The sequence below is a fragment of the Serratia rhizosphaerae genome, assembly GCF_009817885.1.
GTDB lineage: Bacteria > Pseudomonadota > Gammaproteobacteria > Enterobacterales > Enterobacteriaceae > Serratia_B > Serratia_B rhizosphaerae.
Genome location: NZ_CP041764.1, coordinates 2460732 through 2483881 on the forward strand (window position 1 = coordinate 2460732; position 23150 = coordinate 2483881).

Genomic DNA, 23150 nt, shown 5'->3' on the forward strand with positions numbered 1-23150 from the left:
CTGTTATTAAAACTATAAGTGATAAGGATCACAATTTCGTTGATGCAGCCCGTCTGCCGACGTGCAATACAGGGGAGTCCAGCCATGAAGCCGCGAGCTTTAATGATTTTTTTGCTTTTTGTCGGTTATGTGATTGTTTATATAGATAAAACTGTGATGGGGTTTGCCCTGTTGCCGATTGAGCGTGAATTTAATCTGCCGGCGGAACAGCTGGGCTATGTCACCGGCGTATTCTTCCTGGCGTATTCATTGTTTCAAATTCCGGCCGGCTGGCTTAACGACCGCTTCGGTTTTAAGAAGGTGCTGTGTGCTTCTTTATTGCTGCTGGGTGGTTTCGCCTTGTGCTTCGGCCTACTGGGCTTTGGCCTGGGGCTGCTGGTGACGTTCCGCTTTCTGTCGGGGATGGGGCATTCCGGCTATCCCTGCTCATGCGCCAAAGCGGTGGTCGCCAACTTTCCGCTGGAGCAGCGCACTTTCGCACAGTCGATTTTGCTCTCTTCCGCCGGCCTGGCGATGACCGCCGGGCCGTTGGTGGCGGTGTACTGCCTGGAGCATATCGGCTGGCGCGGCTCTTTCTCGGCGCTTGGCCTACTGGCTTTTGCGGTTGCCGCCTGCGTGCTGTGGCTGGTGCCGAATCCGCCGCGGGCGGCGCAGCGTTCGGCGGACGGCGCCGGCAATACCTACCGCACCTTGCTGAAAACGCCGATTGTGCTGCTGCTGTTTGTGGCGATTTTCTGTATCAACATTCCGTCTTACGGCTTGATGGCCTGGTTGCCTAAATTTCTGGTTCAGCAGCGCGGTATGGCGCTTGGCATGTCCAGCCTGGTGGTGGCCGCAGGCGGCCTGGGGATCTGGATCTCTTCGCTGGGCACCGGCTGGCTGGTGGGGCGCTATATGCAGGGGCGTGAGCCGCTGGTGATTTTCTGCTGCTCGCTGCTGAGTGCGCTGTGTATCTGGCTGGTTTATACCTCCACGTCGGCATGGGGCGCCAGCGTGTTGCTGTTTTTGGGGTATGTCTTCCTGATGGCGTCCTTTGTCACGGTGTTTACGCTGCCGATGAAGCGCCTGGCGCCGGAGGTGATGGGCGCCGCCATGGGGCTGATCAATACCGGCGGCACGCTCGGCGGTTTTGTTGCGCCGATTGTGATGGGGTATCTGATCACCCTGAGCCAGGGGTATGCATCGACCTTTATCTTTCTGGCGCTGGCGATGGTGGTTTCCGGTCTGGTGATGCTGCCGTTAGCGGTGAAGCCGCGCCAATCCCTGTTAAACGGAGGTGAATTGTGATGAATATCGATAAGCTGATCGACGATGTGGCGGCGGATGTGCTGCGCTGGCGGCGTTATCTGCACGCCAACCCGGAATTGTCGTTTCAGGAGGCGGCTTCGGCGGACTACATTGCCGAGCAACTGGCGGCGCTGGGGCCGTTGAGCCTGCAGAGGCCGACGCCGAACAGCGTGGTGGCCGAACTGGCGGGCGGGCGCCCCGGTCCTTGCTACGCCCTGCGGGCGGATATTGATGCCTTGCCGATTCAGGAAGAGAGCGATGAAGCGTTCTGTTCCACCCGGCCGGGGGTGATGCACGCCTGTGGTCACGACGCGCACAGCGCCATGCTGCTCGGCGCCGCCAGCGTACTGTGTCAATTGCAGTCTCAGCTGAGCGGAACGGTGCGTTTTATTTTCCAGCATGCCGAGGAGGTGCCGCCGGGCGGGGCGCAGGAGCTGGTGGATTTGGGCGTACTGGACGGCGTGAAGATGATTTTCGGCCTGCACGTAATGCCGAATTTCCCTACCGGCAGCGTTGCGCTGAAGGAAGGGGTATTCAGCGCCTCCAGCGACAACTTCGATATCATGCTGCAAGGTAAGGGCGGACATGGTTCGATGCCGCAGCTGTGTATCGATCCGGTCACGATTGGCGCCCAGGTGGTGACCGCGCTACAGCAAATTATCGCTCGCCGGCTTGACCCGCTGCATGCGCCGGTACTGACCGTCGCCACCTTTCAGGCGGAAGGGGGCTATAACGTTATTCCGGACAGTGTACGGCTGGCCGGTACGCTGCGTACTCACGATCATGCGGTACGTGAACGGGTGCCACAGCTGGTGGAGCAAACGGTGGCCGGCATTACGCAGGCCAGCGGGGCGAGTTATCAGATGCGGTGGACGCGCGGTTACACCATTGGCGACAATCATCCGCAGGCCTGTGAAATTGCCCGTGAGGTGATTGGCGACACGCTGGGCACCGATGCGCTGCACGAAATGAGCGCGCCGATGTTCGGCAGTGAGGATTTTTCTTCCTACCAGCGGCAGGTGCCGGGCTGTTTCCTGTTTATCGGCAGCGGCAACGAAAAGATCGGCGCGACTTATGGGGTGCATAACCCGCGCTTTAAACTGGATGAGGAGGTATTGCAGATCGGAGTGAAACTGCATGTCGGCTTTATCCGGCGCTTGCTGATGGCATAGGCGCCGTTATTCGATCTTTTTCCCTTCCAGCAGGCGCTGCACCAGCGGCGCCATAATCAGCTCCATCGCCAGCCCCATTTTGCCGCCTGGTACCACCAACGTATTGATATGAGAGATAAATGAACCTTGCAGCATCGCCAGCAGATAGGGGAAGTCGATCTGATCCAACCCACGGAAATGAATGACTACAAAACTTTCATCCAGCGAAGGAATAGCTTTGGCGGCGAACGGGTTGGAGGTGTCGACCGTCGGCACCCGCTGGAAGTTGATATGGGTGCGGGAAAACTGCGGCGTGATGTAGTTGATATAGTCTTCCATCGAGCGCACCACCGAATCCATCACCGCTTCGCGCGAATGGCCGCGCTCGCCGGTATCGCGGATTAATTTTTGGATCCACTCCAGGTTAACGATGGGCACCACCCCGACCAGCAGATCGACATGACGCGCCACGTCATGCTGATCGGTCACTACGCCGCCGTGCAGGCCTTCATAGAACAACACGTCGGTCGGCGACGGCAGCGGTTCCCACGGGGTGAAGGTGCCGGGCACCTGATTGTAGGGCACCGCTTCGTCATAGGTATGCAGGTATTTGCGCGAGCGGCCGCTGCCGTTTTTACCGTATTCGGTAAAGCTTTGTTCCAACAGGCCGAAGTCGTTGGCCTCCGGGCCGAAGTAGCTGATATGGCGGCCGAGATCGCGCGCTTTGCGGATAGCTGCGTCCATTTCCGGCCGGGTGTAGCGGTGGAAGCTGTCGCCTTCCAGCTGCGCGGCGCGGATATCCAGCTGCTGGAATATTTTGCGGAACGCCACGCTGGTGGTGGTGGTGCCGGCGCCGCTGGAGCCGGTCACCGCGATAACGGGATGTTTGGCGGACATACTTGGGTTACTCCGTAGTAAAAAGCGCGCGTATCAGAGAATAATTTTTAGTGTGGTTGATACGTTTTTGCCAGCGGCAAGCTGCGCGAGTTGGTTTGCAAGATGTCCATTGTTACCTGATTTTTACCGTCAGTCATAGGGCGCAGACGCGATTACCTCTCCTGATAACCGGCACGCAGCTGCCCGCGCGGCATGATATTGACGGTCTCGTGCAGCTCAGACCACACCAGCACCACCTCGCCGCTTTGCAGCTGGCGGCGCACGTCGGCCACCTTCTGCTCCAGCGAACGTTCATGTTCGCCGTAGTCGGTGCCTTCGCGCAGCACGAAGGCTTCAATCAGGTTATTCAGCGTGTCGCCATCCAGTTCTTTCCAGGGAATAATCACGTTATTTATCCAGATAAGGGGTAAGCCAGGCGGGAATCCGCTGTTCCAGCCACATTTGCGGTTTGTGCAGCGTGCCGCCGACAAAGCCGACGTGGCCGCCGCGCTCGGTCAGCTGATACTCGATGTTGGGCGGCAGGGCGCTCAGATCGGGGATCACCGCGTCGGTCATAAACGGATCGTCTTTGGCGTGGATGATCAGCAGCGGCGTTTGGATCTCGGGCAGCAGCGGCAGCGCGCTGCAGCGCCGATAGTAGTCGGTGGCGTCGCGGAAGCCGTGAATGCGTGCGGTAATGGCGTCGTCAAAGTCGCGCATGCGGCGCAGTCCTTTGAGCTGCGGCAGCTTCAGCGGTAGTGACGCCGGGTCGCGCAGCAGCTTGCGGGTGGCGTTCTGCTTGAGCTGGCCGAGCAGGTAATGCTGATAAACGCGCGAGAACCCCTGTTCCATGCGTAACGAGCAAGGCTCCAGCATCAGCGGCGCGCTGACCACCACGGCGGCGTCCAGCAGGCTCTCCCGCCGCTGCTGCGCCAGATAGCAGGCCAGCATATTGCCGCCGAGGGAAATGCCGACCGCAGCGGTAGGCGCTGCGCCATGGGTATCCCGCAGCCAGCGCAGGAAAAAGCGCGCGTCTTCCGTTTCGCCGGAATGATAAATGCGCTGTTTGCGGTTGGGCACGCCGCTGCAGCCGCGAAAGTGCATCACCACGCCCAGCCAGCCTTTTTCCCGCCAGGCGTGCAGCAGGCCGTGGGCGTAGGGGCTGTAGAAGCTGCCTTCCAGGCCGTGGAACAGCACCACCCGGGGCTTATCGCCTGCGCTGCTGGGGTCTTCGCTCCAGGCCAGATCGACGAAATCGCCGTCGGGCAGTTCCAGCCGCTGCCAGTGCGGTTGCAGCAGTACGCGGCGGCGCACCAGCCGCGGCAATAAGGTTTGCAGATGCGGGTTACCGGCACCGCTCAGGGGACGAAAGGTTTCATGCATAAGGTGAATAAAAATCTTGTTGGCGACTATTGTGTGATCAATAGCGCACTGTTAGCTTCAATGTCATCTGTTAACCATCATACTGCAAAAATCGCGCATGGGTGAGGAGCGCCCGTTTCATGGAATTAAGTTTGTTTCTTTCGCTGCTGGGTTTCCTGTGGGTGGCCGCGATCACCCCTGGCCCGAATAACATGCTGCTCACCACCTCCGGCGCCAATTTTGGCTTTATGCGCTCGCTGTGGCTGATGATTGGCATCATGCTCGGCATGCAGAGCATTTTGCTGCTGGTGGCGTTCGGCGTCGGCAGCCTGATCCTGGTCTACCCTTCATTACACCTTATCCTGAAAATACTCGGCACCGTCTACCTGCTGTGGCTGGCGTGGAAAGTGGCGACCGCCGCCTATGAAAAGCTGGAGACCGATATCGCGCCGCCCAAGCCGGTGCGGCTGTACCAGGGCTGGCTGCTGCAGTTTCTCAACCCTAAAGCCTGGCTGATGGCGCTGGGCGCGGTGGCCAGCTTCAGCCTGGAAGGGGAGCGCTATAACGCGTCGATTCTGGCCATTGCGGCGGGTATTTTTGTGGTGAATATCATTGCCGGCGTCATCTGGCTCGGATTCGGCACCGTTATAGGTCGCCTGCTGCACAGTAAGAAAGCCTGGGTGATCTTCAACGTTTCCATGGGGTTACTGACGGCGGCCTGTGCGTTGCTGATTTGGCATTAAGGAATAAGCGATGAGCGAAAACTATTTTCACGTTGACGCCTTTACCGGCGCCGGGCTGCGCGGTAACCCGGCGGGGGTGTATCTGTTGAAACAGCCATTGGAGACGGCGCAGCTGCAGGCGATCGCCAATGAGCTGAATCTGCCGGAGACCAGCTTTGTCTGGGACGACGGCGATGTGCTGAGCATCCGCTGGTTTACGCCGCAGCGCGAGGTGGACTTGTGCGGTCACGGCACGCTGGCGGCGGCGCACGTGATGTTTAACGTGGTGAATCCGGGGCTGAACGACGTGCGTTTCCGCTCCGCCAGCGGTGAACTGTACGTCAGACGCGACAGTGAAGACGGCGAACGACTGATTCTGGATTTTCCCAGCCGGGCGCCGCAGCGCATTGCGCCGGTGGAAGCGGTGGCGCAGTTGCTGGGCGTTACGCCACTGGAGAGCTGGCAGGCTACGGCGCTGCTGATGGTGCTGGAGAATGAGGCGCAGGTGAGGGCATTGCAGCCGGATATCCCGGCGCTGATTGCCGCCGTCGGCCGGGCGGTGATCGTCACCGCGCCGGGTGAGGAGGTGGATTTTGTTTCCCGTTACTTCACGCTGGATGGCGGAGAAGACCCGGTGACCGGCTCCGCCCACTGTACGCTGATGCCGTATTGGGTCGCGCGTCTGGGCCGTCATACGCTGCAGGCCCGGCAGATTTCCGCCCGCGGCGGCGAGCTGTTTTGCCGGCAGCAGGGTGAACGCACCCTGCTCGGCGGCTACGCCCGGATTTTTTTACGCGGGGAAATTACCGGCTGATTATGCACCTTATATCGCCATAAGTAATAAAGAAGTTTTTTTTATTCTTTCATTGCTCGCCAGTGCTCGGATAAAACTGTTAGTAACTGAACAGATAGTTATCAACGGAGCAGATCATGGCGGGCAAACTCTTTTCTCTACGCGGCGCGGCGCTGCTGGCGTTGTCGCTGACGGCGGCCAGCGCACAGGCGGTCGACGTGACCGTCGCCTACCAAACCTCAGCGGAGCCCGCCAAAATAGCGCAGGCGGAAAACAGTTTTGCCAAACAGTCCGGCGCCAAGGTCGACTGGCGTAAGTTTGACAGCGGTTCCGGCGTGCTGCGCGCGCTGGCCTCCGGCGATGTGCAAATCGGTAATATCGGCTCCAGCCCGCTGGCGGTGGCCGCCAGCCAAAAACTGCCGATTGAGGTGTTTCTGATCGTCTCGCAGCTGGGCAGCTCGGAAGCGCTGGTGGTGAAGAACACCATCACGTCGCCTAAAGATCTGATCGGCAAACGCATTGCGGTGCCGTTTATCTCAACCACCCATTACAGCCTGCTGGCCTCGCTGAAGCACTGGGGCATCAAGCCCGAACAGGTAAAAATCCTCAATCTGCAGCCGCCGGCCATTGCCGCCGCCTGGCAGCGCGGTGATATCGACGGCGCATACGTCTGGGCGCCGGTGGTGAACGAGCTGGCGAAAGAAGGCAAGGTGCTGGCCGATTCGGCGCAGGTGGGCGAGTGGGGCGCGCCGACGCTGGACGTCTGGGTGGTGCGTAAGGATTTCGCCCAGCAGCATCCGCAGGTGGTGACCGCGTTTGCCGCCAGTTCGCTGGCGGCGCAAAAGGCCTACCTGAACGATCCTGCCGCCTGGCTGGGAGATAACAATCACCTCGCTACGCTGGCGCGGCTGAGCGGAGTGCCGGAAGCGCAGGTGCCGGTATTGGTGCAGGGCAACCGCTATCTGCCGGCGGCGGAGCAGGTGAGCCAACTGGGCCAGCCGGTCAGCAAGGCGATTCACGATACCGCGGAGTTCCTGAAACAGCAGGGCAAAATTCCGCAGGTTGATGCGGATTACAGCGCCTATGTCACCGACCGTTTCGTCAAGCAGCTGCAGGCTGCGCCGCAGCCGTAAGGGGGAGACATGTTAAACGTCAGCCATTTGTCGGCGGAGTATCAGGGGCGCCCGGCGCTGCGCGATGTGTCGTTCCAGATCGACAGCGGCGAGCTGGTGGTGGTGCTGGGCCCGTCGGGCTGCGGCAAAACGACCTTACTGAATCTGATTGCCGGCTTTATGACGCCGGCGGCGGGCAGCATTACGCTGGACGGGCAGCCGGTCCGCGGCCCCGGCGCCGAGCGCGGCGTGGTGTTCCAGCATGAGGGCCTGCTGCCGTGGCGCAACGTGGCGGATAACGTCGAGTTTGGTCTGCAACTGGCGGGCGTCGGCAAGGCGCAGCGCCGGGCGGTGGCGCAAGATATGCTGCGGCGCGTCGGTCTGGCCGGCTATGAGCAACATTTTATCTGGCAGTTGTCCGGCGGGATGCGTCAGCGTGTAGGCATCGCCCGCGCCCTGGCGGCGGATCCGCGCCTGCTGCTGCTGGATGAGCCGTTCGGCGCGCTGGATGCCTTTACCCGCGAACAGATGCAGGAACTGCTGCTGACCATCTGGCGCGATACCGGCAAACAGGTGTTGCTGATTACGCACGATATTGAAGAGGCGGTTTTTTTAGCCAGCGAGCTGTTGCTGCTGTCGCCGGGGCCGGGACAGGTGGTTGAACGCCTGTCGCTGGATTTCGGCCGCCGCTATGCCGCCGGCGAGGCGTGCCGTTCGATCAAATCGGACCCGGCGTTTATCGCCCGGCGCGAATATGTGCTCGGCAAGGTCTTCCAACAGCGCGAGGCATTGCTATGAGCCTGCACTCCACCTTAAAAGCCACCGCGACGTCGGCATCGCCGCGCCGTTTTACACTGCCGCGCCGCGTCTGGCTCAGCGCTTCAACGCTGCTGGCGCTACTGGCGCTGTGGTGGGCGGTGACGGCGCTGGGGCTTATCAGCCCGCTGTTTCTGCCGGCGCCGCAGCAGGTGCTGCGCCAGTTGATCACCATCGCCAGCCCGCAAGGGTTTATGGACGCCACGCTGTGGCAGCATCTGGCCGCCAGTCTGGGGCGCATTCTGCTGGCGTTGTTGGCGGCGGTGCTGATCGGTGTTCCGGTCGGTATTGCGATGGGGCTGAACGATACGGTGCGCGGTATTCTCGACCCGTTGATTGAAATCTACCGTCCGGTGCCGCCGCTGGCCTATTTGCCGCTGATGGTGATTTGGTTCGGCATTGGCGAAACGTCGAAAATCCTGCTGATTTACCTGGCGATTTTCGCCCCGGTCGCGCTATCGACCGTGGCCGGCGTGCGCAGCGTGGCGCAGGTGCGGGTGCGGGCGGCTCGCGCACTGGGCGCCAACCGTTGGCAGGTGCTGCGTTTTGTGGTGCTGCCGAGCGCGTTGCCGGAAATTCTGACCGGCATCCGCATCGGGCTGGGCGTAGGCTGGTCGACGCTGGTGGCGGCGGAGCTGATCGCCGCAACGCGCGGTTTAGGTTTTATGGTGCAATCCGCCGGTGAATTTCTGGCGACCGATGTGGTGCTGGCCGGCATCGGCGTGATTGCGATAATTGCATTCGGCTTAGAGCTGGGACTGCGTGCCCTGCAGCGCCGTCTGACCCCGTGGCATGGAGTACAACAATGAACGAACGTCTGGTGATTACCCCGTTAGGGCCGTATATCGGCGCGCTGGTGGAAAATGTGCAGCTGGCGCGGCCGCTGGGTGACGGACAGTTTGAGCAGCTGTATCACGCGCTGCTGAAACATCAGGTGCTGTTTTTCCGCAATCAGCCGATTACGCCGCTGCAGCAGCGCGATTTGGCGGGACGCTTCGGCGACCTGCATATTCATCCGGTGTATCCGCACGCCAGCGACGTGGAGGAAATTATCGTGCTGGATACTCACGATAATAATCCGCCGGACAACGATAACTGGCACACCGATGTCACCTTTATCGAAAATCCGCCGCTGGGAGCGATCCTGGCGGCGAAAACGCTGCCGGCCACCGGCGGCGATACCCTGTGGGCCAGCGGCATTGCCGCCTATGAGGCGCTGTCGGCACCGTTCAAGCAACTGCTGAGCGGTCTGCAGGCGGAGCACGACTTCACCAAGTCATTCCCGGAATATAAACATCGCGGCAGCGAGGAGGAACACCAGCGCTGGCGACAGGCGGTGCAGAAAAATCCGCCGCTGCTGCATCCGGTGATCCGTACCCACCCGGTAAGCGGCCGGCAGGCGCTGTTCGTCAATGAAGGCTTTACCACGCGGATTGTCGATGTGTCGCCGAAAGAGAGCGAGGCGCTGCTGGGCTTCCTGTTTGCCCATATCACCAAACCGGAGTTCCAGGTGCGCTGGCGCTGGCAGGAAAATGATATTGCCATCTGGGACAACCGCGTGACGCAGCATTACGCCAACGCGGATTATTTGCCGCAGCGCCGCATTATGCACCGGGCGACGATGTTGGGTGATAAGCCGTTTTACCGCGCCTGACGGTTAATCCACCATCAGATTGCGGGAAAAATTGTGCATATCGACCCCCGCCTTTTTACGATACAGGCGCGCCTTGCGCGCGCCTGTCGCCATCATCTTGCCGGTATCCTCAAACATCTCCGCGGCGTCAAAGCGCCGCATCAGGCTCTTGCGCTGTACCGGCTGCGCCAAAATGATTTCCATCACTTCCTGTAATTGCGACAGCGTAAACTCCGCCGGCAGGCAGTAGACCGGCAGCATGGAGTAGGCGGTTTTCTGGCGCAGGCGCTGCAGCGCCGCATCGATAATCGCCAGATGGTCGAACGCCAGCGTCTGTTTACGCAGCGTTGTCAGCGGCAGCCAGGCGGCGTCATCCACGTCGGCAATATGGGCCTGGCAGTCGGCGTGGGCGATCAGGGCAAAATAGACCGTGGTCAGGCTCCAGCCGCGCGGGTCGCGCCCAGGGCCGGAAAAGCTCTCCAACTGCGCCAGATACGGCGGGGCGACGCCGGTTTTCTCCATCAGTTTGCGCTGGGCGGTGGCGCCGGTGGAAGCATCGCGCTGCAGATCGATAAAACCGCCCGGCAATCCCCATAATCCCTGATACGGGTGGTTGGCGCGTTTGACCATCAGGACGCACAGCTCTCCCTGATGAACGGTAAACAGCACGCTGTCCACTGTAACAATCGGGGAAGGGAAACGGCTGGCGTCGTAGTGTTGCAGATAGTCGGTTTCCGTGGACATTGCGCGGGGTCTCGCTGAAAGGGTCTTTGGGACACTATAGCGAGCGCGCCGGTGTTCAGCAAGCGGGGCTGTTTCGTTTCTTTTTATTATCAGTTGGTTATATTTTTATCTCTGCGTAGGCGGATTTTTTACTTGCCAATTATTGTCCCTTAGACAATTATATAAATGTCTTACAGACACTAATTGTTGAATCACGGGAGGCGGGCATGCATACAACACTGCAGTTATTTCTGGATGGAGAGGAAGTTCAGGTCATCAGCGGTCAGTTTCCTGATGGCGCCGTGTATGCCCGCTTCGCCGTGCCGGCGGCGGCGGGCGTCGCGCAAATGCGTATCCGGGCCGCCGCGATGCGCAGCATGGATGATTTTATGGCGCTGGCGCAGTTGGTGGATGCGGTGCGTCACCACTACCCCATCCGCGAGAGCCTGCTTGAGCTGCCTTATCTGCCGTTCGCCCGTCAGGATCGCCATATGGGCGCCGGCGACAGCTTTGCGCTGAAGGTGTTCGGCCAACTGCTGAATACGCTGAAGTTTGATCGGGTGACGGTGCTGGACCCGCACAGCGACGTGGCGGCGGCGGCGATTGACCGTTTCCACGCGGTTGCTCAGCAGCACTGTATGCAGCACAGCGCCAGGCTGACGCAGCTGCTGTCGCAGCAGGTTTTACTGCCTATCGCGCCGGACGCCGGGGCGCTGAAAAAAATCCACGCCGTTGCAGAACATTTTGCGCTTAACGAGTACGGCATCATGACCAAACACCGTGACGTGCAGAGCGGCCAACTGACCGGGTTTGCGCTGCTGGCCGGTGACGTGCGCGGCAGAGACGTGCTGATCGTGGACGATTTGTGCGATGCCGGCGGCACCTTCATCGGCGCGGCGCAGGTGCTGCGCCAGCACGGCGCGCGCGGCGTCAGCCTGTACGTCACGCACGGCATCTTTTCCAAAGGCGTTGAGCATCTGCTGGCTCAGGGCATCGACAACATTTATACCACCACCTCATATGCGCCGGCGGATCTCGCCGGAGCCCGCGTTGAACTGATTGATATTGCGCGTATCTACGCCCATTAAGGAGAGCATCATGCTGACTAACCCTATTCTGGCGATTGACGGGTATAAAGTCTCCCACCGTGAGCAGTACCCGCAGGGGACGACGCGGGTCTATTCCAACTTTACGCCGCGCAGCGATCGTTTCTTCAGTTCTCCGCTGCCTGACGGGCAACTGGTATTCTTTGGCCTGCAGGGATTCCTGCAGTGGTTTATGGTGGATTTGTTCAACCAGCAGTTTTTCGCCCAGCCGGAAGAGCAGGTGGTCGGGGAATATAAAGCGCTGATGGACAGTTACATCGGCCAGGATCGGGTGTCCGTCGAGCATATCCGTGCGCTGCATCGGTTGGGCTATCTGCCGCTGCATATCAAAGGGCTGGATGAAGGCAGCAAGGTCAATATGAAGGTGCCGGTGCTGACCATCACCAACACGCGGGATGAGTTCTTCTGGCTGGTGAACTACCTGGAGACGGTCATTTCCGCAGAGCTGTGGAAGTCCTCCACCAACGCCACCATCGCCCATCACTACCGCAAAATTTGCCAGATGTGGGCGGCGCGCACCTGTGACGATACGGCGCACCTGGATTTCCAGTGCCACGACTTCTCATTCCGCGGCATGTCGGGCATGCATGATGTGGCGCAGGCCGGCGCCGGCCATCTGCTCAGTTTTAAAGGCACCGACAATATCCCGTCCATTCTGTACGCGCAGCGCTACTATCCGACCGCTGCCGACTACTTTGTGGCCGGTAGCATCCCGGCGACCGAGCACAGCGTGATGTGCATGGGGGAGCAGGATGCGGAGATTGAAACCTTCCGCCGCCTGATTGAGGATCTGTATCCGCAGGGGCTGGTGTCCATCGTGTCGGATACCTGGGATTACTGGCGGGTGCTGACCGAATTCACCCGCGAGCTGAAAGCAAAAATCATGGCGCGCGACGGCCGGGTGGTGTTTCGTCCGGACAGCGGCGACCCGGTCGCCATCCTGTGCGGCAGCGGTGCGGATGACGATCGCCGCCCGACGCGCAGCGCGGAAGAAAAAGGCTCGGTGGAAGTGCTGTGGGAGATTTTTGGCGGTACGGTAAACAGCAAGGGTTACAAGGTGCTGGATCCTCACGTCGGGCTGATTTACGGCGACTCCATTACGCTGGATCGCGCGCAAGAAATTCTGCGCCGTCTGGAGGCGAAAGGGTTCGCCAGTTCCAACGTGGTGTTTGGCGTGGGTTCTTTTACCTATCAATACCATACCCGCGACACCTTCGGCTTTGCGATGAAGGCGACCTATGGCGAGGTGCAGGGCGTCGGCCGGCCGATTTTCAAGCAGCCGAAAACCGACGGCGGTTTAAAGCAGTCGGCGCGCGGCCTGCTGCGGGTGATCAGGGATGAGCATGGCGACTACCAACTGCGGGATAACCAAAGCTGGCAACAGGAGCAGCAGGGGGAACTGAAAACCCGTTTCCTGGACGGTAAGCTGTTCCATCAGGAATCGTTGGAACAAATCCGCCAGCGGCTGAGTGCGACGCCGGCGGAGTGATATTACGGCGCTCCCCGCCCGGGCGGGGCAGCGCTTAACTTTCGGTGTCGAACGCCTGAGTCAGCTGCTCCAGCTGCTCCTGCGCCTCCAGCCAGGTCATCTCCGTCTCTTCCAACGCGGATTTGGCCTGGCTTTGCCGTTGCAGGCAGTCGGTCAGTTCGGCCTTGCGGCTGATGTCATACAGCGCGGAATCCGCCAGTTGTTCTTCCACCTGCGCCAGCTCGGCGCCCAGAGTTTCCATCTGCTGTTCCAGTTTGGCGATCTGCTTGCGCAGCGGCTGGGTTTGCGTGCGGAACTCGGCGGCGCGGCGTTTCTGATCCTTACGCGCCTGCGCGCTGTTGCCGCTGTCCTGCTTCGGTGCGGCGTCCTGCTGCGCCTGCTGTTTTTGCAGGTCGCTGAGCCACTGCTGGTAATCCTCCAGATCGCCGGCGAACGGTTCAACCTGGCCGTCGTGCACCAGATACAGATCGTCGGTGGTTGAGCGCAGCAGGTGACGGTCGTGCGATACCACCACCAATGCGCCTTCGAAGTCGATCAGCGCTTCGGTCAGCGCCTGGCGCATATCCAGATCCAGGTGGTTGGTCGGTTCATCGAGCAGCAGCAGGTTAGGGCGCTGCCAGACAATCAGCGCCAGCACCAGGCGGGCCTTTTCCCCGCCGGAGAAACGACCGGTTGCCTCGCTCACCTTGTCGCCCTGGAAGCCGAAGCCGCCGAGGTAGTCGCGCAGCTGCTGTTCCAGTACGCGTGGCGCAATGCGGCTCAGGTGCTGCAGCGGCGATTCGTCGGCACGCAGGAATTCCAGCTGATGCTGGGCGAAGTAGCCCAGCTTGATGCCTTTCGCCAGGCCGATTTCGCCGCTGAGCGGCGCCAGTTCGTCGGCCAGCAGTTTAATCAGGGTGGATTTCCCGGCGCCGTTGCGCCCCAGCAGGCCGATGCGCGAACCGGGCACCAGATTGAGTTTGATCGACTGCAGGATCACCTTATCGCCATAGCCGGCGCTGACTTTTTCCATCCGCAGCAGCGGGTTGGGCAGGCTTTCCGGCTGGCGGAAGCTGAAGCTGAACGGGTTGTCGACGTGCGCCGGCGCGATCAGCTCCATGCGTTCGAGCATCTTGATACGGCTCTGCGCCTGCTTGGCTTTGGTGGCCTTGGCGCGGAACCGTTCGATATAGCTCTGCAGATGCGCCACCTTTTCCTGCTGCGTCTGGTACAGCGACTGCTGCTGCGCCAGCTTGGTGGCGCGCTGACGTTCGAACGAGGAGTAGTTGCCGGTGTACTCGTTGATGGTCTGCTGTTCGATGTGCAGGATTTTATCGACGATCGGATCGAGGAAGTCGCGGTCGTGAGAAATCAGCACCAGCGTGCCGGGGTAGCTTTTCAGCCAGCGCTCCAGCCAGATGACCGCGTCCAGATCCAGGTGGTTGGTTGGTTCATCGAGCAGCAGCAGGTCGGAACGGCACAGCAGCGCCTGCGCCAGGTTGAGGCGCATGCGCCAGCCGCCGGAGAAAGCGCGCACCGGGCTTTGCAGTTGCTCGTTGGAAAAGCCGAGGCCGTGCAGCAGGCTGGCGGCGCGGGCGCGGATGGTCCAGGCGTCGATGGCGTCCAGCTTGCCGTGCAGCGTGGCGATGGCGTTGCCGTCGTTACGCTCGTTGGCCAGCTGCAAGTCTGCTTCCAACTGGCGGAATTCGCGGTCGCCGTCGATCACATACTCCAGCGCCGGCGTATCCAGCGCCGGCGTTTCCTGGTTCACCCAGGCCAGCGCCCAACCGCCGGGGAAGGTGTAGCTGCCGCCGTCGGCGGAGAGTTCGCCCTTCAGCAGCGACAACAGGGTGGACTTGCCGCAGCCGTTTTTGCCCACCAGGCCCACTTTCTGCCCGGGGTTAACCGTTGCCGTCGCGTTGTCCAGCAAGACGCGGGTGCCGCGTCGGATTTGTAACGATGAGAATACAATCATAAAGCGCCGTTCTCTGTGTAGTCCCTTTACTTCGAATGATTGCCGCATCGATGCGACTCGAATAATGTAGGAGATATGTTAAATTATCATCAGGGTAACAGACCGCAGCGAGCGTGCTGTTTTAAACTATGCGCAGCATGGTAACGGAAAACCGTTGCTCTGACGACGCTATTGGAGGGGAACGATGTTGCAGCCGGCCAAGGTTTTGCTGCTGTATGCCCATCCGGAATCTCATGACTCGGTGGCTAACCGGGTTTTGCTCAGGCCGGCGCAGCAGATGGATAACGTCACCGTACATGATTTGTACGCGCACTACCCCGACTTCTTTATTGATATTCATCATGAGCAGCAGCTGCTGCGTGAACACCAGATCATTGTTTTCCAACACCCTTTATACACCTACAGCTGTCCGGCACTGCTGAAGGAGTGGCTGGACCGGGTGCTGTCGCGCGGTTTCGCCAGCGGCGTGGGAGGCAACGCGCTGGCGGGTAAGTACTGGCGCTCGGTGATCACCACCGGTGAACCGGAAGGGGCGTATCGTCTGGGCGGCTACAACCGTTACCCGATCGAAGATATTTTACGTCCCTTCGAGCTGACCGCTGCGATGTGTCATATGCACTGGCTGACGCCGATCGTCGTTTACTGGGCGCGCCGGCAAAAGCCGGAGGTGCTGGCCAGCCATGCCGCCGCCTACGGTGAGTGGCTGCGTAACCCTTTGCCGCAACGGAGGCCCTGATCATGGAAGGTTCCGCATTACTGACAGCCGGGCTGCTGTTTCTGTTCGCCGCGGTGGTAACGGTGCCGATCGCCCGCCGTCTGGGGATTGGCGCGGTGCTGGGCTATCTGATTGCCGGTATCGCCATCGGCCCCTGGGGGCTGGGCTTTATCCGCGACGTCGACGAGATTCTGCACTTCTCTGAGCTGGGCGTGGTATTCCTGATGTTTATCATCGGTCTGGAACTGAACCCGTCCAAACTGTGGGCGCTGCGGCGCTCGATTTTCGGCGTGGGCGCCGGCCAGGTGGCGATCAGCGCCGCCATTTTGGGATCGCTGCTGTACTTCAGCCACTTCGCCTGGCAGGCGGCAGTGATCGGCGGCATCGGCCTGGCGATGTCTTCAACGGCGATGGCGCTGCAGCTGATGCGTGAAAAGGGCATGAATCGCCATGAAGGCGGCCAACTGGGTTTTTCGGTGCTGCTGTTCCAGGATATGGCGGTGATCCCGGCGCTGGCGCTGATCCCTATTCTGGCAGGCGGCAGCGGCAGCGACGACTGGGCCAGAATCGCTATCAAGGTGGCGGCGTTCGGCGGGATGCTGCTGGGCGGTCGTTATCTGCTGCGGCCGCTGTTCCGCTATATTGCGGCCTCCGGCGTGCGGGAAATCTTTACCGCCGCCGCCCTGCTGGTGGTGTTGGGGGCGGCGCTGTTCATGGATGCGCTGGGGCTGTCGATGGCGCTCGGCACCTTTATCGCCGGCGTGCTGCTGGCGGAAAGTGAATATCGCCATGAGCTGGAGATCGCCATCGAGCCGTTTAAAGGGCTGCTGCTGGGGCTGTTCTTTATTTCCGTCGGCATGGCGTTGAATATCGGCGTACTCTATACCCATCTGGTTGAGGTGATTGTCGGCGTGCTGCTGCTGGTGGCGGTGAAATACGGCGTGCTGTACGCGCTTGCGCGCATCTTTGGCCTGCGCCGTTCGGTGCGGCTGCAGTTTTCCGGCGTGCTGAGTCAGGGCGGCGAATTTGCGTTCGTGCTGTTTTCGGCGGCGGCGACGCAAAAGGTGCTGCAGAGCGACCAACTGGCGCTGTTGCTGGTGATCGTCACGCTGTCGATGATGACTACGCCGCTGCTGATGCAGGCTATCGACCGTATTTTGGCCCGCCGCTATAACGCCCGTGACGACGTTGAGGAGACGCCGTACGTCGAAGATGATGAACCGCAGGTGATTATCGCCGGATTCGGACGCTTTGGGCAGGTAATCGGCCGCCTGCTGATGGCCAATAAAATGCGGATTACCGTGCTGGAGCGTGATGTCAGCGCCGTTAGCATGCTGCGCCGCTATGGCTACAAAGTGTATTTCGGTGACGCCACCGAGCTGGAGCTGCTGCGCGCCGCCGGCGCGGAGAAGGCGAAATCGATCGTCATCGCCTGCAGCGATCCGGAAGATACCTTGGCGATTGTGCATCTTTGTCAGCAGCACTTTCCTAACCTGTCGATACTGGCGCGCGCCCGTGGCCGCGTGGAGGCGCATGAGCTGCTGCAGGCCGGCGTGCAGTATTTCAGCCGCGAGACCTTCTCCAGCGCCCTGGAGCTGGGGCGAAAAACGCTGATGACGCTGGGAATGCACCCACATCAGGCGTTTCGCGCCCAGCAGCACTTCCGCCGGCTGGATATGCGTATGCTGCGCGAATTGATGCCGCCGCATCAGGGGGATGTGACGCAGATTTCCCGCATGAAAGAGGCGCGGCGCGAGCTGGAAGAGCTGTTCCACCGTGAGATGCAAAAAGAGAGCCGCCAGTTTGACGGCTGGGATGAATATGAATAAGTGGGAGCAATAAGCATGTCTGTAACACGTAAGCGTTTTATCGCCGGTGCGGTTTGCCCGAGCTGTAATGCGATGGATACGCTGGCCGTCTGGCGCGAAGATCAGGTTGAGGTGGTGGAGTGCGTGAAGTGCGGTCATCATCAGCGTCAGACGGAACAACAGGTGGAAAAACACGTGCGTCCGCAGGAGCAGGTAATCGGTATTTTCCATCCGGAATAGCGTTGTTTGCCGCGATTTTTTATGCTGGAGGGTACAGCGGAGTAGATTTCCGTTACAATCTACCCGTTAGAGTTGCTGTCGGCCCAGGCTGGCGCAGCTGAAAGTATCCAACGGTAGGAGATATCATGAAAGTAGCAAAAGACTCGGTAGTCAGCCTGGCTTACCAAGTACGTACAGAAGACGGTGTTTTGGTTGATGAGTCTCCGGTGAGTGCACCGCTGGACTATCTGCACGGGCATGGTTCTCTGATTGCAGGTCTGGAAAAAGCGCTCGAAGGCCATGCGGTGGGCGATCGTTTCGACGTTCACGTTGGCGCTAACGAAGCCTACGGCAACTATGATGAAAACCTGGTGCAGCGCGTACCAAAAGACGTTTTCATGGGCGTTGACGAACTGCAGGTTGGCATGCGTTTCCTGGCTGATACCGATCAGGGGCCGGTTCCGGTTGAAATTACCGAAGTGGACGGCGACCACGTGGTGGTTGACGGCAACCACATGCTGGCGGGCCAGAACCTGAACTTCAACGTTGAAGTGGTGGCTATCCGTGAAGCAACGCCGGAAGAACTGGCTCACGGCCACGTTCACGGTGAGCACGATCATCACCACGAGCACGGCGACGGCTGCTGCGGCGGTCACGACCACGACCATGGTCACGATCACGCTGAAGAGAAAAAAGGCGGCTGTGGCAACGGCGGTTGCGGCTGCCACTAAGCGCAGCACGCTGCAGGAAAAGGTCGCTTCGGCGGCCTTTTTTTATGCTCCTGCGGCGCAGCGGTTAATAATGGGGAGGCGGCGTTTCTTCCGATTGCGAGGCGATCATGGAAGGCTGCGCGGCGCGCAGTTTATCGGTGAGCAGATGCAGGTGCTCACGCATTTTCAGCAGCTCCAGCTGCTGCTGAACAACCGTCTGGTTCAACTCTTCGATGGTGACTTCCTGAAAAGCCTGACGGCTTTCCAACTCTTCCAGCCGTTGTAACAGGCTTTCATTGCCGGCGTTGTGCATGGCGTGACCTCTGACACTGTTAAATCTTGATTGCTGGCGTTATGGTAACAGCTGCGGCGCGTTTTGCGCTGTGCTATTTATCTGAGGCGGGGGGTAAAAACGGTCATGGCGGAGTGGTTTTATGCCATGGCGCCGCAGCGGGGCAAGAAAAGTCTGATTTATCATGCGGGTAAAAATGAGAGGAAACTTCTCTTTGAATACGAAGTCACACTTTGACTCGATTGGTTACCTGTGCGACTGTCTTGTTTTCTTGCAGCCCGCTATAGTAGCCCGGTTATCTTACTTAATGATTGTTTGGGGCACCGCTTCAGACACTGGAGAAATGGATGAAATCTTTGTTTAAAGTCACGCTTCTGGCAACCACCATGGCTTTTGCTTTGAATGCGACTCAGGCTATGGCCGCCGATGCGGCAAAACCTGCTGATGCCGCCGCGGCGCCAAGCACCGGCAAATTCAAGAACGATGACGAACAAGCGGCTTACGCGCTGGGCGCGTCCCTGGGCCGTTACATGGACAACTCTCTCAAAGAGCAAGAGAAACTGGGTATCAAACTGGATAAAGACCAGCTGATCGCCGGCGTTCAGGACGCTTTCGCCAACAAGAGCAAGCTGAATGACGCGGATATTGAGAAAACCCTGCAGGGCTTCGAAGCGCGCGTGAAGTCTTCCGCTCAGGCGAAGATGGAGCAGGACGCGAAAGAGAACGAAGAGAAAGGCGCGAAATACCGTGACACCTTCGCCAAAGAAAAAGGCGTGAAGAAAACGGAATCCGGCCTGCTGTATCAGGTAGAGAAACCAGGTACCGGCAATGCGCCAAAAGACAGCGACACCGTGGTGGTGAACTACAAGGGCACCCTGATCGACGGTAAAGAGTTTGATAACTCTTACACCCGCGGCGAGCCGCTGTCGTTCCGTCTGGACGGCGTTATCCCTGGCTGGACCGAAGGTCTGAAGCACATCAAGAAGGGCGGTAAAATCAAGCTGGTTATCCCACCGGCGCTGGCTTACGGTAAAACCGGCGTTCCTGGCATCCCGGCTAACTCCACCCTGGTGTTCGACGTTGAGCTGCTGGACGTGAAAGCCACGCCGAAAGCTGACGCCAAAGCAGAAAAACCTGCCGCTGCGGACGCTAAAGCGAAAGCTAAATAAGCGAATCCTGTGCGCCACCGCCGCGATGATGTCGCGGCGGTTTTCGTTTACTTCCCCGCCATCCTTGCCAATCTTGCCGCAACTTTATCTTCCTCCTCGGCCTGATCACTTGACGCCTGCCGGGCATGAGCTTAACGTCAATACCACGCGAAAATGAAAGGGTTTGGTTTCGGTCGTGCCGACCGGGATCGGATTCAGACAATTATGTCATGCGTCTGCCCCTTAGGGCGTGTATCTAAAACTGTTTTCGATCAATACGAGCTGTTTTAGCTGCGCCCCCTGGCACAGACGATTTATGAGGGTGGTATCTTCGATGTCTAATTCGCTTTTATCCAGCGAAGCCGGCGAGCTTGATTTGCTCAATGAGCGTCCGTTTAACCAGACGGATTATGAAATCCTGAAGTCTTATGAGGCGGTGGTCGATGGTCTGGCGATGCTGATCGGCTCGCACTGCGAGATCGTGCTGCATTCGCTGGAAGATTTGAAATGCTCTGCGGTGCGTATCGCCAACGGTGAGCATACCGGCCGGCAGATTGGTTCGCCGATTACTGATTTGGCGCTGCGTATGCTGCACGATATGGCCGGCGACGACAGCAGCGTGTCCAAGGCCTATTTCACCCGCGCCAAAAGCGGCGTGCTGATGAAATCCGTCACCATCGCCATTCGCAATCGCGAGCAGCGCGTGATCGGCCTGCTGTGCATCAATATGAACCTTGACGTGCCGTTCTCTCAGGTGATGCAAAGCTTTATGCCGCCGGAAACCCAGGAAATCGCCTCGTCGGTGAACTTCGCCTCGTCGGTGGACGATCTGGTGGCGCAGACGCTGGAGTTCACCATTGAAGAGGTGAACGCCGACCGTAACGTGTCAAACAACGTCAAAAACCGGCAGGTGGTATTGAACCTGTACGAGAAGGGGATTTTTGATATCAAGGATGCCATCAACCAGGTGGCTGACCGGCTGAATATCTCCAAACACACCGTGTATTTGTATATCCGCCAGTTTAAAAGCGGCGACCTGCTGGGTAATGAACGGTGATGCTGAATTACTGCCTGTTAGTCACCGGGCCGGCCTACGGTACGCAGCAGGCCAGCAGCGCCTATCAGTTCGCGCTGGCGCTGATTGAGGCCGGACACCGGCTGAATAGCGTGTTTTTCTACCGCGAAGGGGTGTTGAATGCCAACCGGCTGACGTCGCCGGCCAGTGATGAGTTCGATCTGGTGCGCGCCTGGGCCGAGCTGGCGCAGCAGCATAACGTCGTGCTGAACGTCTGCGTGGCGGCGGCGTTGCGCCGTGGCGTTACCGACGAACATGAGGCGCGTGAGCAGGGACTGGCGGCGGCGAATCTGCAGCCTGGCTTTACGCTCAGCGGGCTGGGCGCGCTGGCGGAAGCCGCGCTTGGCTGCGACCGTATGGTACAGTTTTAAGAGATGACGATGAAACGAGTGGCCTTTGTTTTTACCCAGGCACCGCACGGTAGCGCCTCCGGGCGGGAAGGACTTGATGCCTTGCTCGCCACGTCGGCGCTGAGCGAAGATCTGGGCGTGTTTTTTATCGGCGACGGCGTGCTGCAGCTGCTGCCGGGCCAGCAGCCGGAAACGGTGCTGGGGCGCAACTACATCGCAACGTTCGGCGTTTTGCCGTTGTATGACGTTGAGCAATGTTATCTGTGTGAGGCGTCGCTGCAGGCGCGCGGTCTGGCACAGGTGGAAAATTGGGTGCTGGAGGCCGAAGTGCTGGCGCCTGAAGCCCTGCGACAAAAACTGGCCGCCTTCGATGTGGTGATGACTTTTTAGGAATGTCCCGATGCTGTTTACCCTGAGCCGTTCCCCTGCGCAGTGCGATCTGCCGACGCTGTTGCGTCAGGCGTCGCCCGGCGATGCGCTGCTGCTGCTGCAGGACGGCGTGCTGGCCGCGCTGGCCGGCGCTCACCTTGATTTACTGCTCGCTGCCCCCATCTCTCTTTATGCGCTGCGCAATGACCTGGAGGCGCGGGGGCTGAGTGGTCATATTTCGCACAAAGTCACCGTCATTGACTATAATCACTTCGTTGAATTAACCACAATGCATCGCAGCCAAATGGCGTGGTAATGACGACTATGCTGTATATTTCTTGACACCTCTTCGGGTCGGCAATAAAATTCTGCGTCCTCGTACTTTGCCAATAGTGCATACGAGGGGATTTATCACATGTTTACGAAGCTAGTACGAAGCAAAAACCAGGAGCTTTTTTAATGGCAACAATTAACCAGCTGGTTCGCAAACCACGCTCTGTGAAGGCTGCTAAAAGCAACGTTCCAGCGCTGGAAGCCTGCCCGCAAAAACGTGGCGTATGTACCCGCGTATATACCACCACACCTAAAAAACCAAACTCCGCACTGCGTAAAGTATGCCGTGTGCGTTTGACCAACGGTTTCGAAGTGACTTCCTACATCGGTGGTGAAGGTCACAACCTGCAGGAGCACTCCGTGATCCTGATCCGCGGCGGTCGTGTTAAAGACTTGCCAGGTGTGCGTTACCACACCGTTCGCGGCGCACTTGACTGCTCCGGTGTTAAAGACCGTAAGCAAGCTCGTTCCAAGTACGGCGTGAAGAAGCCAAAGGCTTAATGGTTCTCCGTTAAGTAAGGCCAAACGTTTTAACTTTAATGTCAAAATAAACTCGTAGAGTTTTGGACAATCCTGAATTAACAACGGAGTATTTCCATGCCACGTCGTCGCGTAATCGGCCAACGTAAAATTCTGCCAGATCCTAAGTTCGGATCTGAGCTGCTGGCCAAATTTGTAAATATCCTGATGGTAGACGGTAAAAAATCTACCGCAGAAGCAATCGTCTATACCGCGCTGGAGACCCTGGCTCAGCGTTCTGGTAAAGATCACCTGGAAGCTTTTGAAGTAGCTCTGGACAACGTTCGCCCGACTGTCGAAGTTAAGTCGCGCCGCGTTGGTGGTTCTACTTACCAAGTACCAGTTGAAGTTCGTCCGGTTCGTCGCAATGCTCTGGCAATGCGCTGGATCGTTGATGCTGCTCGTAAACGCGGTGATAAATCCATGGCTCTGCGCCTGGCGAATGAACTGTCTGACGCAGCAGAGAACAAAGGTTCTGCTGTTAAGAAGCGTGAAGACGTTCACCGCATGGCCGAAGCCAACAAGGCGTTCGCGCACTACCGCTGGTAATCACCACGCTGTAGTTATGCTAACCAAGCGGGCGCTTCA

Annotated in this window: 27 protein-coding genes; 21 read left to right on the forward strand and 6 right to left on the reverse strand. The window is 59.1% G+C overall.

The window, feature by feature from the left end; translation table 11 throughout:
- The first annotated feature begins 156 nt into the window (after positions 1–156).
- Together FO014_RS11390 and FO014_RS11395 are read left to right on the forward strand one after the other, a co-directional pair.
- Positions 157–1287 carry an MFS transporter gene (locus FO014_RS11390; RefSeq protein WP_246168134.1) on the forward strand — a complete coding sequence of 377 codons (1131 nt, stop codon included), beginning with the start codon at positions 157–159 and terminating at the stop codon, positions 1285–1287.
- Entirely contained in the window at positions 1287–2459 is a 1173-nt protein-coding gene (locus FO014_RS11395) for an amidohydrolase (RefSeq protein ID WP_160029625.1), read from the forward strand. The genes FO014_RS11390 and FO014_RS11395 overlap by 1 nt, the downstream gene beginning before the upstream one ends.
- Before the next feature lie 6 nt (positions 2460–2465).
- Here the strand turns inward: FO014_RS11395 and FO014_RS11400 are convergent, their stop codons facing one another.
- From FO014_RS11400 to FO014_RS11410, 3 genes are all read right to left on the reverse strand, one after another.
- A complete protein-coding gene (locus FO014_RS11400) occupies positions 2466–3335 on the reverse strand; it encodes a phosphoribulokinase (protein WP_105232905.1) in 870 nt (289 codons plus the stop codon).
- A gap of 152 nt (positions 3336–3487) precedes the next feature.
- Positions 3488–3721, reverse strand: a complete 234-nt coding sequence (locus tag FO014_RS11405) for a YheU family protein (RefSeq protein ID WP_105232904.1) — start codon at positions 3719–3721, stop codon at positions 3488–3490.
- Between the two features lies 1 nt (position 3722).
- Positions 3723–4697 carry a hydrolase gene (locus FO014_RS11410; RefSeq protein WP_160029626.1) on the reverse strand — a complete coding sequence of 325 codons (975 nt, stop codon included), beginning with the start codon at positions 4695–4697 and terminating at the stop codon, positions 3723–3725.
- 119 nt (positions 4698–4816) lie between these two features.
- Here FO014_RS11410 and FO014_RS11415 point away from each other — a divergent pair, with 119 nt between their 5' ends.
- The 6 genes from FO014_RS11415 to tauD all read left to right on the forward strand — a co-directional run bounded on the left by FO014_RS11415 (position 4817) and on the right by tauD (position 9773).
- On the forward strand, positions 4817–5419 hold the full coding sequence (locus FO014_RS11415; RefSeq protein ID WP_160029627.1) for a LysE family translocator: 603 nt from the start codon (positions 4817–4819) through the stop codon (positions 5417–5419).
- Between the two features lie 10 nt (positions 5420–5429).
- Positions 5430–6212: a PhzF family phenazine biosynthesis protein gene (locus FO014_RS11420; protein ID WP_160029628.1), complete on the forward strand. Its 783-nt coding sequence runs from the start codon at positions 5430–5432 to the stop codon at positions 6210–6212.
- A gap of 116 nt (positions 6213–6328) precedes the next feature.
- Complete coding sequence (tauA, locus tag FO014_RS11425) at positions 6329–7324, forward strand: taurine ABC transporter substrate-binding protein (protein ID WP_160029629.1); 996 nt, start codon at positions 6329–6331, stop codon at positions 7322–7324.
- Positions 7325–7333: 9 nt separating this feature from the next.
- The gene (gene tauB, locus FO014_RS11430; protein ID WP_105232899.1) at positions 7334–8101 is read left to right on the forward strand and encodes a taurine ABC transporter ATP-binding subunit; all 768 of its coding nucleotides are present in this window, start codon (positions 7334–7336) and stop codon (positions 8099–8101) included.
- A complete protein-coding gene (gene tauC, locus FO014_RS11435) occupies positions 8098–8928 on the forward strand; it encodes a taurine ABC transporter permease TauC (protein WP_111737894.1) in 831 nt (276 codons plus the stop codon). The genes tauB and tauC overlap by 4 nt, the downstream gene beginning before the upstream one ends.
- A complete protein-coding gene (gene tauD / locus FO014_RS11440; RefSeq protein ID WP_105232897.1) occupies positions 8925–9773 on the forward strand; it encodes a taurine dioxygenase in 849 nt (282 codons plus the stop codon). Before tauC ends, tauD begins: the two co-directional genes overlap by 4 nt.
- Positions 9774–9776: 3 nt before the next feature.
- On the opposite strand, the gene FO014_RS11445 is transcribed toward tauD, so the two are convergent.
- On the reverse strand, positions 9777–10496 hold the full coding sequence (locus tag FO014_RS11445) for an NUDIX hydrolase (RefSeq protein ID WP_105232896.1): 720 nt from the start codon (positions 10494–10496) through the stop codon (positions 9777–9779).
- A 206-nt stretch (positions 10497–10702) separates the two neighbouring features.
- Between FO014_RS11445 and prs the strand changes: the two genes are divergently transcribed.
- Positions 10703–11563 (forward strand): ribose-phosphate diphosphokinase, encoded by an 861-nt coding sequence (prs, locus tag FO014_RS11450; RefSeq protein WP_160029630.1) that lies wholly within the window; start codon positions 10703–10705, stop codon positions 11561–11563.
- Positions 11564–11573: 10 nt separating this feature from the next.
- Positions 11574–13070 (forward strand): nicotinate phosphoribosyltransferase, encoded by a 1497-nt coding sequence (locus tag FO014_RS11455; RefSeq protein WP_160029631.1) that lies wholly within the window; start codon positions 11574–11576, stop codon positions 13068–13070.
- 34 nt (positions 13071–13104) lie between these two features.
- Here FO014_RS11455 and FO014_RS11460 read toward each other — a convergent pair whose 3' ends face one another.
- Complete coding sequence (locus FO014_RS11460) at positions 13105–15024, reverse strand: ABC transporter ATP-binding protein (RefSeq protein ID WP_160029632.1); 1920 nt, start codon at positions 15022–15024, stop codon at positions 13105–13107.
- 184 nt (positions 15025–15208) lie between these two features.
- Here FO014_RS11460 and kefG point away from each other — a divergent pair, with 184 nt between their 5' ends.
- The 4 genes from kefG to slyD all read left to right on the forward strand — a co-directional run bounded on the left by kefG (position 15209) and on the right by slyD (position 18497).
- Positions 15209–15760 carry a glutathione-regulated potassium-efflux system ancillary protein KefG gene (kefG, locus tag FO014_RS11465; RefSeq protein WP_105232892.1) on the forward strand — a complete coding sequence of 184 codons (552 nt, stop codon included), beginning with the start codon at positions 15209–15211 and terminating at the stop codon, positions 15758–15760.
- A 2-nt stretch (positions 15761–15762) separates the two neighbouring features.
- A complete protein-coding gene (kefB, locus tag FO014_RS11470) occupies positions 15763–17568 on the forward strand; it encodes a glutathione-regulated potassium-efflux system protein KefB (RefSeq protein WP_160029633.1) in 1806 nt (601 codons plus the stop codon).
- Between the two features lie 15 nt (positions 17569–17583).
- A complete protein-coding gene (locus FO014_RS11475; RefSeq protein WP_105232890.1) occupies positions 17584–17787 on the forward strand; it encodes a YheV family putative zinc ribbon protein in 204 nt (67 codons plus the stop codon).
- Positions 17788–17912: 125 nt separating this feature from the next.
- The gene (gene slyD, locus FO014_RS11480; RefSeq protein ID WP_160029634.1) at positions 17913–18497 is read left to right on the forward strand and encodes a peptidylprolyl isomerase; all 585 of its coding nucleotides are present in this window, start codon (positions 17913–17915) and stop codon (positions 18495–18497) included.
- Between the two features lie 64 nt (positions 18498–18561).
- On the opposite strand, the gene FO014_RS11485 is transcribed toward slyD, so the two are convergent.
- Complete coding sequence (locus tag FO014_RS11485; protein ID WP_015962158.1) at positions 18562–18789, reverse strand: SlyX family protein; 228 nt, start codon at positions 18787–18789, stop codon at positions 18562–18564.
- Between the two features lie 326 nt (positions 18790–19115).
- Here FO014_RS11485 and fkpA point away from each other — a divergent pair, with 326 nt between their 5' ends.
- The 7 genes from fkpA to rpsG all read left to right on the forward strand — a co-directional run bounded on the left by fkpA (position 19116) and on the right by rpsG (position 23111).
- The gene (gene fkpA / locus FO014_RS11490) at positions 19116–19937 is read left to right on the forward strand and encodes an FKBP-type peptidyl-prolyl cis-trans isomerase (RefSeq protein ID WP_015962157.1); all 822 of its coding nucleotides are present in this window, start codon (positions 19116–19118) and stop codon (positions 19935–19937) included.
- 313 nt (positions 19938–20250) lie between these two features.
- Positions 20251–20973, forward strand: coding sequence for a helix-turn-helix transcriptional regulator (locus tag FO014_RS11495; RefSeq protein ID WP_172606322.1), 723 nt, complete (start codon positions 20251–20253; stop codon positions 20971–20973).
- Positions 20973–21362, forward strand: a complete 390-nt coding sequence (gene tusD, locus FO014_RS11500) for a sulfurtransferase complex subunit TusD (protein ID WP_105232888.1) — start codon at positions 20973–20975, stop codon at positions 21360–21362. The genes FO014_RS11495 and tusD overlap by 1 nt, the downstream gene beginning before the upstream one ends.
- Positions 21363–21365: 3 nt before the next feature.
- A complete protein-coding gene (gene tusC / locus FO014_RS11505; RefSeq protein WP_172606321.1) occupies positions 21366–21731 on the forward strand; it encodes a sulfurtransferase complex subunit TusC in 366 nt (121 codons plus the stop codon).
- A 10-nt stretch (positions 21732–21741) separates the two neighbouring features.
- Complete coding sequence (gene tusB, locus FO014_RS11510) at positions 21742–22026, forward strand: sulfurtransferase complex subunit TusB (protein WP_160029635.1); 285 nt, start codon at positions 21742–21744, stop codon at positions 22024–22026.
- Between the two features lie 143 nt (positions 22027–22169).
- Positions 22170–22544: a 30S ribosomal protein S12 gene (gene rpsL / locus FO014_RS11515; protein ID WP_004930426.1), complete on the forward strand. Its 375-nt coding sequence runs from the start codon at positions 22170–22172 to the stop codon at positions 22542–22544.
- A 96-nt stretch (positions 22545–22640) separates the two neighbouring features.
- The gene (gene rpsG / locus FO014_RS11520; RefSeq protein ID WP_004956203.1) at positions 22641–23111 is read left to right on the forward strand and encodes a 30S ribosomal protein S7; all 471 of its coding nucleotides are present in this window, start codon (positions 22641–22643) and stop codon (positions 23109–23111) included.
- The last annotated feature ends 39 nt before the right edge of the window (positions 23112–23150 follow it).

What these genes read in the sequence shown, in the direction of transcription:
- FO014_RS11390 (WP_246168134.1), top strand. Translation starts at nt 157, where the DNA reads ATGGGGTTTGCCCTGTTGCCGATTGAGCGTGAATTTAATCTGCCGGCG.
- FO014_RS11395 (WP_160029625.1), top strand. Translation starts at nt 1,287, where the DNA reads ATGAATATCGATAAGCTGATCGACGATGTGGCGGCGGATGTGCTGCGC.
- FO014_RS11400 (WP_105232905.1), bottom strand. Translation starts at nt 3,335, where the DNA reads ATGTCCGCCAAACATCCCGTTATCGCGGTGACCGGCTCCAGCGGCGCC.
- FO014_RS11410 (WP_160029626.1), bottom strand. Translation starts at nt 4,697, where the DNA reads ATGCATGAAACCTTTCGTCCCCTGAGCGGTGCCGGTAACCCGCATCTG.
- FO014_RS11415 (WP_160029627.1), top strand. Translation starts at nt 4,817, where the DNA reads ATGGAATTAAGTTTGTTTCTTTCGCTGCTGGGTTTCCTGTGGGTGGCC.
- FO014_RS11420 (WP_160029628.1), top strand. Translation starts at nt 5,430, where the DNA reads ATGAGCGAAAACTATTTTCACGTTGACGCCTTTACCGGCGCCGGGCTG.
- tauA (WP_160029629.1), top strand. Translation starts at nt 6,329, where the DNA reads ATGGCGGGCAAACTCTTTTCTCTACGCGGCGCGGCGCTGCTGGCGTTG.
- tauB (WP_105232899.1), top strand. Translation starts at nt 7,334, where the DNA reads ATGTTAAACGTCAGCCATTTGTCGGCGGAGTATCAGGGGCGCCCGGCG.
- tauC (WP_111737894.1), top strand. Translation starts at nt 8,098, where the DNA reads ATGAGCCTGCACTCCACCTTAAAAGCCACCGCGACGTCGGCATCGCCG.
- tauD (WP_105232897.1), top strand. Translation starts at nt 8,925, where the DNA reads ATGAACGAACGTCTGGTGATTACCCCGTTAGGGCCGTATATCGGCGCG.
- FO014_RS11445 (WP_105232896.1), bottom strand. Translation starts at nt 10,496, where the DNA reads ATGTCCACGGAAACCGACTATCTGCAACACTACGACGCCAGCCGTTTC.
- prs (WP_160029630.1), top strand. Translation starts at nt 10,703, where the DNA reads ATGCATACAACACTGCAGTTATTTCTGGATGGAGAGGAAGTTCAGGTC.
- FO014_RS11455 (WP_160029631.1), top strand. Translation starts at nt 11,574, where the DNA reads ATGCTGACTAACCCTATTCTGGCGATTGACGGGTATAAAGTCTCCCAC.
- FO014_RS11460 (WP_160029632.1), bottom strand. Translation starts at nt 15,024, where the DNA reads ATGATTGTATTCTCATCGTTACAAATCCGACGCGGCACCCGCGTCTTG.
- kefG (WP_105232892.1), top strand. Translation starts at nt 15,209, where the DNA reads ATGTTGCAGCCGGCCAAGGTTTTGCTGCTGTATGCCCATCCGGAATCT.
- kefB (WP_160029633.1), top strand. Translation starts at nt 15,763, where the DNA reads ATGGAAGGTTCCGCATTACTGACAGCCGGGCTGCTGTTTCTGTTCGCC.
- FO014_RS11475 (WP_105232890.1), top strand. Translation starts at nt 17,584, where the DNA reads ATGTCTGTAACACGTAAGCGTTTTATCGCCGGTGCGGTTTGCCCGAGC.
- slyD (WP_160029634.1), top strand. Translation starts at nt 17,913, where the DNA reads ATGAAAGTAGCAAAAGACTCGGTAGTCAGCCTGGCTTACCAAGTACGT.
- FO014_RS11485 (WP_015962158.1), bottom strand. Translation starts at nt 18,789, where the DNA reads ATGCACAACGCCGGCAATGAAAGCCTGTTACAACGGCTGGAAGAGTTG.
- fkpA (WP_015962157.1), top strand. Translation starts at nt 19,116, where the DNA reads ATGAAATCTTTGTTTAAAGTCACGCTTCTGGCAACCACCATGGCTTTT.
- FO014_RS11495 (WP_172606322.1), top strand. Translation starts at nt 20,251, where the DNA reads ATGTCTAATTCGCTTTTATCCAGCGAAGCCGGCGAGCTTGATTTGCTC.
- tusD (WP_105232888.1), top strand. Translation starts at nt 20,973, where the DNA reads ATGCTGAATTACTGCCTGTTAGTCACCGGGCCGGCCTACGGTACGCAG.
- tusC (WP_172606321.1), top strand. Translation starts at nt 21,366, where the DNA reads ATGACGATGAAACGAGTGGCCTTTGTTTTTACCCAGGCACCGCACGGT.
- tusB (WP_160029635.1), top strand. Translation starts at nt 21,742, where the DNA reads ATGCTGTTTACCCTGAGCCGTTCCCCTGCGCAGTGCGATCTGCCGACG.
- rpsL (WP_004930426.1), top strand. Translation starts at nt 22,170, where the DNA reads ATGGCAACAATTAACCAGCTGGTTCGCAAACCACGCTCTGTGAAGGCT.
- rpsG (WP_004956203.1), top strand. Translation starts at nt 22,641, where the DNA reads ATGCCACGTCGTCGCGTAATCGGCCAACGTAAAATTCTGCCAGATCCT.